Annotated in this window: 7 protein-coding genes; all 7 read left to right on the top strand. The window is 40.4% G+C overall.

Going from position 1 to position 13,193, the window contains the following annotated elements:
* Window positions 1-113 precede the first annotated feature (113 nt).
* Window positions 114-1,643, top strand: a complete 1,530-nt coding sequence (locus I6758_RS11535) for a transposase (protein ID WP_196605415.1) — start codon at window positions 114-116, stop codon at window positions 1,641-1,643.
* 155 nt (window positions 1,644-1,798) lie between these two features.
* Window positions 1,799-2,815, top strand: coding sequence for a hypothetical protein (locus I6758_RS11530; protein WP_196605414.1), 1,017 nt, complete (start codon window positions 1,799-1,801; stop codon window positions 2,813-2,815).
* A 124-nt stretch (window positions 2,816-2,939) separates the two neighbouring features.
* Window positions 2,940-3,950, top strand: a complete 1,011-nt coding sequence (locus I6758_RS11525; RefSeq protein ID WP_231038653.1) for a virulence RhuM family protein — start codon at window positions 2,940-2,942, stop codon at window positions 3,948-3,950.
* A 215-nt stretch (window positions 3,951-4,165) separates the two neighbouring features.
* A complete protein-coding gene (locus tag I6758_RS11520) occupies window positions 4,166-5,335 on the top strand; it encodes an ATP-binding protein (RefSeq protein ID WP_196605412.1) in 1,170 nt (389 codons plus the stop codon).
* A gap of 44 nt (window positions 5,336-5,379) precedes the next feature.
* Complete coding sequence (locus I6758_RS11515; protein ID WP_196605411.1) at window positions 5,380-9,789, top strand: NACHT domain-containing protein; 4,410 nt, start codon at window positions 5,380-5,382, stop codon at window positions 9,787-9,789.
* A 419-nt stretch (window positions 9,790-10,208) separates the two neighbouring features.
* Complete coding sequence (locus I6758_RS11510; protein WP_196605410.1) at window positions 10,209-11,867, top strand: hypothetical protein; 1,659 nt, start codon at window positions 10,209-10,211, stop codon at window positions 11,865-11,867.
* Window positions 11,864-13,183: a hypothetical protein gene (locus I6758_RS11505; protein WP_196605409.1), complete on the top strand. Its 1,320-nt coding sequence runs from the start codon at window positions 11,864-11,866 to the stop codon at window positions 13,181-13,183. The genes I6758_RS11510 and I6758_RS11505 overlap by 4 nt, the downstream gene beginning before the upstream one ends.
* The last annotated feature ends 10 nt before the right edge of the window (window positions 13,184-13,193 follow it).

Below are 13,193 nucleotides of genomic sequence, written 5' to 3'. Positions count from 1 at the left end.
AACAAAAGAGGATCGCTGGCTCGAAAGAGCCGGTGATCCTCTTTTTGTGGTAAAATTTTACGTGTCTAATGAAAAATTCAACCATCAATTATTTTAAAACAAAACAGGCAGTTTTGCCACTATTTATTTCGGATTTTCTGGATATTTGTGATCCTGTGCTGGTTTTCGACAGATTCATGGGGGGAATCGACTTGGAGAAGTACCTGAAAAATGTTCCGGAACACGTTACCGGACGCATCAGATACAACCCGACCAGCATGTTGAAAACAATCTTATTTGGATTTATGACAAATGGATATATATCGCTACGTGAGCTCGAAGATAGCTGTAAAGTCAATCTTCGCTTTATGTATCTCATGGAACGCGAGACTCCATCTTATCGCACGTTCGGCTATTTTATCGAAACTATGCTCAAACCATCGGTTGAGGAATTGTTCAGCGAGATCAACAATAAAATTTTTGCCAAAGATCATGTGGATTTGAGCCATCTGTATATTGACGGTTCGAAATTTGAGGCAAATGCTAATAAATATAGCTGGGTATGGAAGAAAGCGACTGAAAAATCTAGATATAGACTTTTTGAAAAAGTCACGGGATTACTCGATGAAATCAACGACGATCTTGCCAGCTTTGGCATCAAAATTGATACGAATTCCGAATACGTTCCTGAGTACCTAAGTGAAGTAACGGATCGGTATGCCAAAATCTATGAAATAGATGAAACAAAATTTGTCCATGGAAAAGGCCATCGAAAAACACCCCAGCAGAGCTATTACGAACGGCTTCAGGAATATACAGCGAAACTCAAAGAATATGTTGAAAAGATAACCATTTGTGGTCCAGACCGGAACAGTTATTCCAAAACAGATCACTGTGCGACATTCATGCGGATCAAGACAGATTATATGGGCAACGACCAGCTCCTGCCAGCCTACAACATTCAATTTGGTATTGCAGATGAATACATAGCTGTAGCTGATGTAAATCAATACCGTGCAGACATGGATTGTTTTGTTCCCTTACTGGAGAAATTTCATAATACCTACGGATTTTATCCAAGGTATCCAGTTGCTGATGCAGGATATGGTTCATACAACAATTATATTTACTGTGAGCAGCACGGTATGGAAAAGTATATGAAATTCACTATGTACAAGAAAGAAACTACTGACGCAAAGTATCGAGATAATCCGTTTCGGGCAGTGAATTTCAAGATTGATGAAGAAGGTACTCTGCGCTGTCCGGCTGGACAGGCATTTCACCTTCAATACAGACAAAATGTAAAAGGGAATCGATACGGACGTCAGGAAGAGGTCTACCAGTGCGAAAATTGTACAGATTGTCCTTATGCCTCCGAGTGTAAAAAGACGGATAAAAACAGGACGATTCGTCTTAACCAGGAACTAACTTCTATACACCAAGAAGTTGTGGATAACCTAGAAAGCATTCAAGGAGCGCTTCTTCGTATGAATCGCTCGATTCAATCTGAAGGTACTTTTGGGATTATGAAAAATAACCGCTGGTACAAAAGAATTGTTCGTAAAGGCATGGAACAGGTACGTTTAGAGATTTTCCTGGTTTCCATCGGGCACAATCTTTATAAATACCACAATAAAAGACTACGTTTGAAGAAAGCCGCATAAACTGTAGAAAAGCAGTTTTTATGGGGAAAGGGGTTGTATGCCCTTTTTTCAGTAATTGCCCGCTTGTTGCCTCAAACTGTGTAGAAAAAGAGGCTGTGGACAAAATGATTTCTCATTTTGTCACAGCCCCTTTAAATTGAAGGGAGAAAATCGTTATGGAAAAGGATTTATGGCAGATGATCGATGAAGCTGATGCGCAGAATTATGGTAATCTTGCCAGTCAGCTAAAACAGGACATAGAAAAAAGTGTACAGGCTACGATGAATAAATCCCCAGAAACCGTGCGTCGTGATATTGGCAAGGCCTCTGACAATTTGTATGAAAAGATGGATCAGTTTTTAAAAGCAGAACAGGAATATGTACCATCGCCCGAAACTTGGCTGGAATATGAGCCGAAACATGAAACTATCAAGGAAGATCTACAGAATTTACAGGCCGTACAGAAAAAGGCAAAATCTGAGCAGGACGTTATGGCTGCTTCGGATAAAACGGTAGCTTCCTTTAAGCAAGCTAGTATTTTTCTACAAACGGAATATGAAAAGCTCATGGAACGTGAACGGCAGGTTCAGCGGAAAATGGAGCAAATCAAGAATATTATTGAACAAATGCAGGAGCGGACAAAGGGTAGTTCGCCAGAAGAAATGCAGAAATTAATGGTTAATGGCAAAAAATTTGTTTCGGATATAGAAAATCTTCGTGAAGACATTCGTTGGCAAAAGCCAGTTATTGTGGCTGCTCTATGGAAAGAGGTGGGTGAACAGGTAAAGCAAGTTTATACTGGTATTCGAGAAGTGCCGGGTAAAATAAAAGCTGCGGTTCGGGACAAAACCTATAGCATCGTGGATCAGGCTATTCAAAAGACTTCATCCATTTTTGACAAGGGAATCCAATATCTTCAGTCGAAGAAAGAAGAAGTTTTAAATCTTTCACCATTAGAAAAGAGATGGCAGGCTGTAGAAAAGGAGCAGCAGGAAAAATTGCAGACAGCAGAACAACAGCAGTCGGCTGTTCAACGCGTAAATGAGCCAGAGAAAGGCAGAACCGTGGCATCCGTCCAAGATAAGGTTTCTGATAATGAAAGTAATATTAAAAAGCCAAGGAAAGTACTTCTCCGTATTGAATCAAAGGGGAATGTGCGTAGTCAGGAACATGAAAGGAACCGATCCTTGTGAAACTTTGCTATGATGCCAAAATGACTAGCGGGGATATATCCAAAACTCGGATAATTTATATATATATTAATGGAAATATTTCGGAGAAACATTTATAATAAAAAAATAAGTACGAGGTGTGCATATGAATTCTGAAATTATAATGTATAAAACTGAAGATGGTCTGACTAAAATAGAAACTACCTTTGATAACGATACTGTTTGGCTCTCGATTGATGGAATGGCAGAGCTATTTCAACGAGACAAGTCTACCATCTCACGTCACATAAAAAATATATTTAAAGAAGGCGAATTAATAAGAGATTCAGTTGTTGCAAATTTTGCAACAACTGCTGCGGATGGAAAAACATATCAAGTTGACTATTATAACTTAGACGTTATTATTTCTGTGGGCTATCGTGTAAAATCTTTACGAGGCACTCAGTTTAGGATTTGGGCAAACAATGTTTTGAAAGAGTATATGAAAAAAGGATTTGCCATAAATGATGATTTTTTAAAAAATAATGGCGGTGGAATTTATTTTGATGAATTACTGGAGCGTATCCGTGACATCCGTTCCTCAGAAAAAGTGTTTTGGAGAAAGGTTCTTGATATCTATGCAACCAGTGTTGATTATGATCCGAGAATGGAAGCCTCTGCGTTGTTTTTCAAAACTGTGCAGAATAAAATGCATTGGGCAGCACATGGACAGACTGCAGCAGAAAAAATTTATTATTCGGCAGATGCAGACAAACCTTATATGGGTATACTTAGTTTCAAGGGAGAACAGCCTACGCAAGCTGACGCATTAGTAGCAAAAAACTATTGCACTGAAGATGAATTATCTGCATTAAACAGTGTAGTTTCTGCTTATCTTGAATTTGCAGAAATGCAGGCTCGTAGAAGGATACCTATGTATATGTCAGATTGGATTGACGCATTAGATGGATTTCTGAAATTGTCTAAGCATGAAATTCTTACTCATTCCGGAAAAATTAGTACTAAAACGGCTGAACTAAAAGCGAAAGAAGAGTATAAAAAATATAAGATATTGCATTTAGGTGATGTTTCAAAGGCCGAAAAAGATTATATAAAGGCATTGGAAGATATGGAAATGAAATTGTTGGGTGAAAAAAATAACAAATCACCACGCTAATAATATATTTGAAATATCTTCTATTTAGATGATTTAGTTAATAAATGGTCAGACTCTCAGTACAAACAAAATCTTCAGAAGTGAGTTACGATATCGGAGGAAAGCGTAGTTTTTACAAGATGATTAGTTATATAAGGTAATCTAAGCGAAAGTAATTAGCTTATTTTACTAGGTTTCAAAATGGTATGTATATTAATATTTTTGGGAGAGTTTATATGAATATAAACGAACTGCAAGAGGAAATTGAAAGTTTGATTTTGAGTAAACGAGAAGATGATTATTGGGACTTTAAAGAAAAGCATCACGCCAATACCGCTGATTTATTGCACGATATTATCTGTATGGCCAATAATCGCGCTGATAGAGACGCTTATATTATATATGGAGTTGTAGATAAAACTGGTAATATTGTTGGTGTAGAGGCTGATCCAGGGCGTAGAAATCAGCAAGAGATTATAAATCAGTTAAAAAGCAAGAAATTTGTCTCAGGGATTCGTCCGCGTATTGAATTAAGGACCCTCAATATCCAAGATCATGAGATTGATGTACTTATTGTTAAAAATACGTCAGATACGCCCTATTATTTAATAGAAGATTATAAGGATAAGGATCAGCGGCGGATTGTACGAGCCTATCATATATACACAAGAGTCTGTGATACGAATACCGATATTGATAAAAGTGCGGACATTGACCACACAGAGTATTTATGGAAAAAAAGGTTTGGATTAACTACAGTTCCGTTAGAACGTTTCATAAAAAAACTGAAAAATAAAGAGGAATGGATTAAAGAGGAGAATTTTTACTATAGCAAATATAATCCTGAGTATACTATTGTATTTGATGATGAAGAAGATGATGAACGAGGAAAGCCTGAATTTTATGCATATGCAATGTGTAATTCTTCGGTTAATTATGGGTATGTGAATATCAAATATTTTGAAACGCGTTTATATGGATGTCGAATTGTCACCTTAGATAGCGGACGTTTTATGACGACTGTACCAGAATGGGGATTTCTAAAATTTGATAAATATAAAATGGATATTACTTACTCTTTCAAATATTATCTGAAAAGTGAAATTTCCTACATGCTCCATAAATTCTTGCTCAGAGAAGATAGTGAAGAAGCGAAGTATGCGTGCGAGCGATTTTATGAGGTTATCCTTATATTTAAGGATGACAGAGAAAAAGATGATTTTGTCTCATTTATTTACGGGAAGAAAGAAGAGATGATAAAAAGAGTCGAACAGATTCCTGAGGAGTATGGCTGGATTGAGGCAGAGAATAAACGATCGCGGGACGAGATTATTAAAAGGTTAAAAGCAGGTCGTGTACTCAATGAAATGTTGGTAGAATTTCGTAACGATTATTCTCATGTGTAATAAAATTGACGGGATTTTTGAGCTTTGGGGGCAGAAGTTTAGTTATGTCTAATAGAGACGATTTCACACAAAAAACGAAAGATGAACTTGCAAAGCGCGTTGCCTGGCTATGTTCAAATCCTAATTGCCGACGGGCCACAATCGGCGCAAAGTCCGGTAGCGAAGGTGTCATTATTACTGGGATAGCGGCACATATTACTGCTGCTGCTCCCGGTGGGCCCAGATATGATCCAGCACTTAGTCCAGACCAGAGAAAAAATATTACTAATGGTATTTGGCTCTGTAGCAATTGCTCAATTCTCATAGATCGTGATGAAGACGCATTTTCCGTTTCACGGCTGAATGATTGGAAACGTACAGCTGAGAGCCAATCTTTTGCTGCAATTGCAGGGTCAAGCATTGATGCTCAGCTCCTAAGAAAAATTCCTGTCGAGATGGATGAAGATGATCTTAAAATAATTCGAAGTCTTTCATTGCCTCAGGATGATGATCTTGAGGAAGTGACAGTGCGACTACGTAGCGCCGCTAGAATAGATATCGAGCATTTCAAGAACGAGCAGAGTTGGCCAAAACACGTAGTTCCTATTAATATGACTTCGAAGGACACTAACGGCGTCCATGTATTTAGCCTGGCAGGCATCGCGGCTGCAATGAAAATTGTCAATGAAATTTCCATTGTTGCCGCACCGGGGCTTGGGAAAACGACAACAATGATACAGCTTGCAGATACTATTCTCGCATCGGAAGGCGGGATAGCTGTTGTTATTCCGCTCGCAGAATGGTCAATGCAATCAGACACCTTTTTTAAAATGCTTATCCAGAGGAATGCTTTTCGTAATTTCCGTGAACAACACTTTATGCTGCTTGCATGTCATGGTCGGTTACAGCTTATGTTGGATGGTTGGAATGAACTTGATTATGAAGCGAAGCTTCGTGTCAATCGCCAAATAAAAACCCTTCAGCGTGAATTTCCTCGTATCAGGATAGCTATCAGTACAAGACCCCAGGTAGGGGATTTGTCGATTGCTGGACCCAAACTTGAACTTAACACATTTTCTGATGAACAACAGAAGGAGATTGCTCATGTATTGCTTGGAGACAATGGAATAGCATTGTTAGAGCAAGCATGGCAAACGGATGGGGTGAGGGAACTGGTAGCAATCCCCCTTTATTTGAATTGGTTGCTTACCTATGCTACTTCTGGGAAAATGCCGACTACTAAAGAAGAAGTACTAAACCGTTTTGTCGCAGAATACGAGAGGGTGCAGGAACGGGCTTTAATTTTAAGGCAAAAGCTTTTTGGCTGTCATCAGGTATTTCTTGCAGGATTGGCTTCAAAGGCCACCAGTATTTCCAATACCGTAATTCGGGAGGATATGGCACGTGCCGTAATTAGTCAGATTGAAAATGATTTAGTAACAGGAGGGCAGATAACGAATCGGCCGGAGCCACAGGATGTTATTGATACGCTAGTAAATCAGCATTTGTTGGTTAGGTCAGGTGGAAGTGGCGGAATCTCCTTCCAACACCAGCAAATCCAAGAGTGGTATGCTTCTTTGGATGTCGAGAAAATGATACTAGCAGCAGAAGCCGGTGATGTGGAAGCCGGAAAACAACTGAGCTTCAATGTTCTTAATTTGCCTTTATGGGAGGAGCCAATCCTTTTTGCGTGTGAACGATTATCTTATCGTGATCCCCAGAGTGTTAAAGCAGTTGCTGCTGCAATTTTGCAGTCTATTTCGGTCGATCCAATGCTTGCCGCAGAAATGATTTATAGATCATCGACGGACGTCTGGGACATTATTCAAGATAAGATTAAGGCTTTCGCTTTACGTTGGCATAAACAAGGTGAAGTGGATCGGGCAATTGGCTTTATGATCACTACTGGACGTCCGGAATTTGCGGAACAGATTTGGCCATTAGTCACCTATGCTGATGACCAAATACATTTAAAAGCCCTTCGTGTCGCTCGGCAATTCCGACCTAGCGTCTTGGGCGCTAGTATCCAAGAACGACTGGCCATTGTACCTGAAGAAGTGCGTGAAAGTGTCTTGGCAGAAATCGCTATGGAGAGTGGCCTTGATGGAATAAACTTTGTTACAAATCTTGCCAAGCTAGAAACGAGTACCAAAGTACAATTTGCAGTGATAGAGGCTCTTTTGTTTCGGCGTGCAGAGCGGTTTGCCATTGCGATTATCAAAGTCGCGAGGGAAGACATTTGGCAGATGCTTGCTTGTAGCAATTATACGAATGAAATTACTGACGCCGAAATTGCGGAACGATGGAAAAAAGAACACCTAACATATATTACAGAAGAAACCAATGTATTAAAAAAACTGAGTTTGCTTGTTAATGATGGTGAAATCAGCCCTTATATTAGAAAGCAAGTTGAAGATATCATAGTATCGGATGAGTTCCCATTAGATGATAATAACGCCTATTGGACATTAGTAAAGGCAAAGGAACAATATCTTCAAGAGGTCAAAAGGGGAATTCTGTGTCGTATTGAGAATGGAAGCAAAACCCCTTACGGATCAATTGACTTATTAAGGGACGCAGGAGTAGTCGAAGAAGGGGCCATTATTGACTTAATTGTTAATACTTCCCAAGAAAATCGTTTTGCAGACGAGGCGACTGTGATAGCTGGGCCAAAGACGGTAAGTATTCTCATCGAAAAGCTGATTAAACTTGACAAAAAAATTCAGGAAATGGACGGACCGGTCGAAGAGATAACGAGAAGCGAATACTGGCGTTTAATTGACCGCATTAGTTACAGTCAGCCTGTATCAATCCTGACGACACTACAGTCGTATAGTAACACCCATGAGCCGCATGTTATTGCACTTTTAGCAGATATTCTGGCACGACATGCTCAAAAGAACGAAGCAGAATTATTAAATACGGATGAAGGACTTCAAGAATTTCTTGTTAAGACCGTTAATCAATGGGTTGAGGTGCTGAAATCGCTACCTGCAAGCCGTGAACAACTTTCGTCAGTTGTTCGAGTAATATCATTTTTTCCAAAGCCAGAGTTCTTTGAAGGGCTACAAAGTCTTCTGCTGGAAGACCTTTCACAATGGAAACAGGCAAAGTATGAATTTGCTGCAAACCCAAGGAATCGATATGCTTTTCAAGAGACTACTATTTGCTATACTAACATTTACAAAGATGCTTTTTCAGCTATTAGCGGAGATAAGGTCATTCAATTAATGCTTCGATACCTATCCGATCTTGACTTTGGTATTGAGGCAGCATATGTGCTTAAAATTATCTGGGATAAACAACAGGACGATTATGAGAGGAAAGTTTTTAAACCATGGCCCGATTTCTCAGAAGTAGCTGCCCGTCATCTACGACGCCAGCAAGAGGATGTAATCTATGAATCACTATCACCTTTTGCTGAAGCGATTTTTTCTGCTATACATAATATCAACTCATCTAATTGCGGCGATAAAGAATACCGACATGTTTTAAAACTTGCCAAGATAGCATTAAGTATGCCTCATGGTGATAGGGGTTCTATTGCTTTTGAACTTTTGCATGTACCGTTGCCGCTATCAGAAAAGCTTGAACTTTTAAGATCGCTCGTTATTGCAGGATACAAAATAGAAGCCGATATAGTTATCCAAGGGCTGAAAGATTTATTAGAAGAGGCTAAGAAGAAACCATGGTTGCTGGATGAGCATCATAATCAGCTTGTAGAATGGCTGCAACTATTACCTTTTTCCGATCAGCCAGAGGCCCTGGATGAAGCTTTAGATTTGGGGAAAGAACATCTTAAAGAGCCTTACAGGTTCCAAGAATTATTAGCTTCTCTTGCGCATGCCCCGAATACGCGGGCGGAGTTATCTTTGTTCAAATTGGCGGAGGGTGATCCACGATTTTATAAAGATTACTATTGGCTAAATGCAGTAGTTTTACGTGATACGGATTCGTCAGTCACAAGGATTCTTGACTTAGTCTGTAGCGGTAAGGTGGCCGGAAACCAGCAGGGACTGCTTTCAGGAAGTATACCAGATTTAATCGCTCGCCATCCTGATGTATATCACAATTTATTACAGCGTTATGGGCAACTCTCTGCTACCGCAAAGTCTCGAATAAAGCCCTTAATAGCAGAGATTGCAGATGAAGAGGGGTTATTGGTATTAGTACAGAGCTATGGTGAGGAAGACCTTAAATTTGATTGGGTGTTGGAAGGAATGATAAATGAAATAGCTGTGGGTAAAAAAACATTGCCGCACGTCTATGAATACTATAGCGTCGATGTGTCGGCTCTGCGAAAAAAACTCTTTGCAATGGTTAAGAAAACCAATATTGCGGCCAATGTTGCAGTATCGTGCCTGGAACTAATTGACGAATTGCGCGATGAATATGGAATTGTTGACACTGAGCCGCGTCATCCGGATATTGAATCTGGGCGTCCTTGGCCCCTTATGATGCAGGGTGTTAGCTGATATAAATATATATTACGAAATTCATAATGATGCGATTATAAGGATTGATTTGGGAATTAACAACTTAGTGTAAAAAAGGTACATTAAGACGTACTGTTTAAGGCATTTGCCAAGCAATACGGAGAGCTTTGGTTGACAATCGACAAAAGGCATGAAGAACTGGTAGAGCGTCTTAAGGAAAAAGCTTTGAGTGTTCTTGAAAAGTATAGAGAGTATGAAGAACAAAACTTGTACAAATGAATTGGTTGTGGATGGCAATCATAATATCGGATAGCCGGTAAAGGAAGCAATAACCTTTGCCGTTTTTTGCACTTTTGGCGCAGATGTGCTAATTTGATTTTGAAATATATTGTAAAATTATGCCGGATTTAAGTTGATACAATCCCAGAAAGGCAATTTCAGAGGGGTGAAGTGGAAACATGCTAACAGTTGAGCAGTACATTTCTCAAATGAAAAAAAAGAAGAAACTCGATGAGTTCGACTTTAAGAATCATGCGGAAAACATGGCCGCTGTAATGAAATGTGTAGTGGAATACTTCAACACGTATCTAAACCCAGAGGAATATGATTACGAGACGATAAAACTCGAGCAGTCGGCGGCGAGGGTAGAAAAAGAAATTGCTGACACCTTACTCCGCAGTAAAGACTTTATTATCGAGTACTATAAAAAATATAAATCACGAATTGACAGAACGCTAAAATCTCATTTAAAAAGCTATGAGTATATGGATCTGTTTTATAGCAGGGATGATTTTGAAAATATGATTAACAAGTTTTGTGAAGATCGCAAAATACAGGATATGGGGTTAGCCGAACACAAGGAAGAGCTTATCATCTTGGTGCAAGAGCTAAAGGAACGTGAAACAGAGAAACCTTCTCGTACTGGATATAAGTATTTGGACGAAGCCTTGCTTTCTTGGATAAAGGATACATATGCGGAATTCAAGGTAAACTTATTTGGCTTTGCCGGTGAAATCGCTTATCAATATTACGAAAAATATGTAGAGAGCATCTACGATAGGAGTACTGAGCAGCATTACCATATTAATCGGTACAATCACCGTTATAATAACAATCCCTTCGGAGTCGACGAAATATATAAAGACAATTGCCATAGGCCATTCATTGAAGGCCGTAAAGGCGAACTGGAAATGTTAATCATGTATGATTGGGTGCATAGCTGGGTCGAAGATGCAGAATACTGGCCGGAATATGTGAATCTTTGTGTCAACACGGGGCGGGTTAACATCGTCCGCAACATGAACATTCTGCTTCCCGTAATCAATAAAGGGATTGACTATCCGGAGGACATCAAGAGCTCTAGTGTATTTGTGGAAACGACAACTGGGGCTTTGAAGGCCGACCCCGGCGGACCATATATCTTACGTCTTTCATATGACAAGGAAAATGATCTTATCTGGAAAGACGACGGGCAGTTGACCCGTGTAATAACCAATTTGCAGGAAAGCTTCGCAGCATACGGTCCGCCAAACGCTTTGGAATTGTTCTCACCTCTTCGAGGCCCGATGTACACCGAAAAAGAGTTTTTTGCCAGGTACAGCCAACTGGAGAAAAAACTGAAGAAGTACGATGGTATCACCATTGCTCTGGTTAACGGACCGCAAAGACATAAAGCAAAGCCGAGCTACCTGATGCAAACAACCAAGGATATTATCAAGATAAGGACGCTGGCTAAGGAACTGAAACTCCGACTTAAGATATCTTTAGACATCTCAAAGCTTATTACGAATAAGAACAATCACAGCCAATTTGAACAAGAATTCAATCAACTAAGCGAGCTTCGCCATTCCATCGTTGGGGTGCACTTAGCTAACAGGTTTCCTAGTAGCAGTCTTATTGACAGAATTTATAAGGAAGACAAGGTGTATTTGAATCAGTACGAATACCCTCGACTGTCGGATTTTCTAGGGTCCATTTCGGCACTTTTCAACGACAACCGACGCCGCTATTTCGTACCGGAAGAAGTAAAAAGTTCGGAAGAGCTCGAAGAGCTGGCAGATAACTTGCTGAGAGCTGGGTTTTCCTTTGTTGACTGGAAGGATGAGCAACAGCCATGAGTACTGAAGACGAAAGAACAAAGCTGTATAACGAAGTTTGGAGCGAGCCGGTAACTACCGTAGCAAAGCGTTATGGGATTTCCGACAACGGTCTGCGCAAACGCTGCATCAATCTGCAAATTCCTCTGCCGCCGCTCGGCTATTGGGCTAAAGTGAAGGCCGGAGCCAAGGTGTCGAAGCCCGAATTGCCAGTAGTGAAAGCCAAAGAGGAGAGCATTGTTTTAAGAAATACGAAACATGAGCATGAAATGGAATTTATCGATATCAGTGCCCAACCAACAGAAAAATTGAAAAAGCTCGATGGACTTGACGTGTTTACACCCCGCTCCCGGGAGGCGTTTGAAAAATGGTGCGGGAAGATCCATGTTTCGAAAAAAGTCGACCCATTTCATCCTCTGATTATTGAATATCAAAAGGAAATTGAATATCGGAAGGTGCGCAACAGAGAGCATCAGTTCCGCGATATGTTCCAGTTCGGGGACGTGGCGTTCTTTCCCAAAGTACAATACCGCCCTGATCACATGGTCTTGCCGATCAAGGTGTCCGACAGACAGAGCAATCGGGCCTGCCGGATCGTTGACGCGCTTATAAAAGCGGTAGAAGAGGTGGGCGGTAAGGTTAAGGTTGAAAGTCCGCATTATAACCAACGAGAAGCTGCCGACTGTGCCAGTATTAATTTATTTAAAAACTCCTTTTCATTTCAGGTGAAAGAAGCGATGGCAAAACGACGGGCCGTCATCGCCGATATGCCGTCCGAAAACATGGTTCACGAATTCAGGCCCATGTATGAAAAAGTGTTCACCGGCAAGCTGGAAATTGAATTCAAGCAAATTTCTGATTACTGGGAAAAAGACAAGATGGAGCGGGTCTTAGCCCTTGCTGATTCTGCCGAGGCATCTTTAGAAGAACAATTGGGCGAGGTATTCAAGTGGATGGTCAAAACCGCCCTGGAGGCAAAAATTGCATGGGTCATACAGAACAGGGAAGAGGAAATAAGGGAAAGGGAACGGGAACGTCAGCGCGCAATTGAAGAAGAAAGACAGAAAGAGCTGCAGACGATCCAGGCCATGGAAAAACGCCAGAAGCAGTTGGTCGAGAACATCGAGCAACAGATGGCCGGCTGGTTTAAAGCGCAGAAACTTCGTAAATATGCCGATGAGATTGAGGCCTATGCAAAACAGGTTGTGGACCTTGAGGTAAAAAAATCGTTGGATAGATATGTTCAATTGGTTAGAAGAAAGGCGAAAAAAAACGATCCGATTGCCGAAATCGTCCAGGAGATCAAAGCAATAGGGGTAAAGACAGAGTTTCCTTAAGATTAGCCTT

The sequence above is a fragment of the Pectinatus haikarae genome, assembly GCF_015732185.1.
Taxonomy (GTDB): domain Bacteria; phylum Bacillota; class Negativicutes; order Selenomonadales; family Selenomonadaceae; genus Pectinatus; species Pectinatus haikarae.
The sequence above is the reverse complement of the archived record's forward strand: the minus strand, read 5'-3'. Positions and strand labels throughout refer to the sequence as shown.

Bases quoted from the DNA above. Each gene is read 5' to 3' on its own strand.
- I6758_RS11530 (WP_196605414.1), top strand. From the start codon at position 1,799: ATGGAAAAGGATTTATGGCAGATGATCGATGAAGCTGATGCGCAGAAT.
- I6758_RS11525 (WP_231038653.1), top strand. From the start codon at position 2,940: ATGAATTCTGAAATTATAATGTATAAAACTGAAGATGGTCTGACTAAA.
- I6758_RS11520 (WP_196605412.1), top strand. From the start codon at position 4,166: ATGAATATAAACGAACTGCAAGAGGAAATTGAAAGTTTGATTTTGAGT.
- I6758_RS11515 (WP_196605411.1), top strand. From the start codon at position 5,380: ATGTCTAATAGAGACGATTTCACACAAAAAACGAAAGATGAACTTGCA.
- I6758_RS11510 (WP_196605410.1), top strand. From the start codon at position 10,209: ATGCTAACAGTTGAGCAGTACATTTCTCAAATGAAAAAAAAGAAGAAA.
- I6758_RS11505 (WP_196605409.1), top strand. From the start codon at position 11,864: ATGAGTACTGAAGACGAAAGAACAAAGCTGTATAACGAAGTTTGGAGC.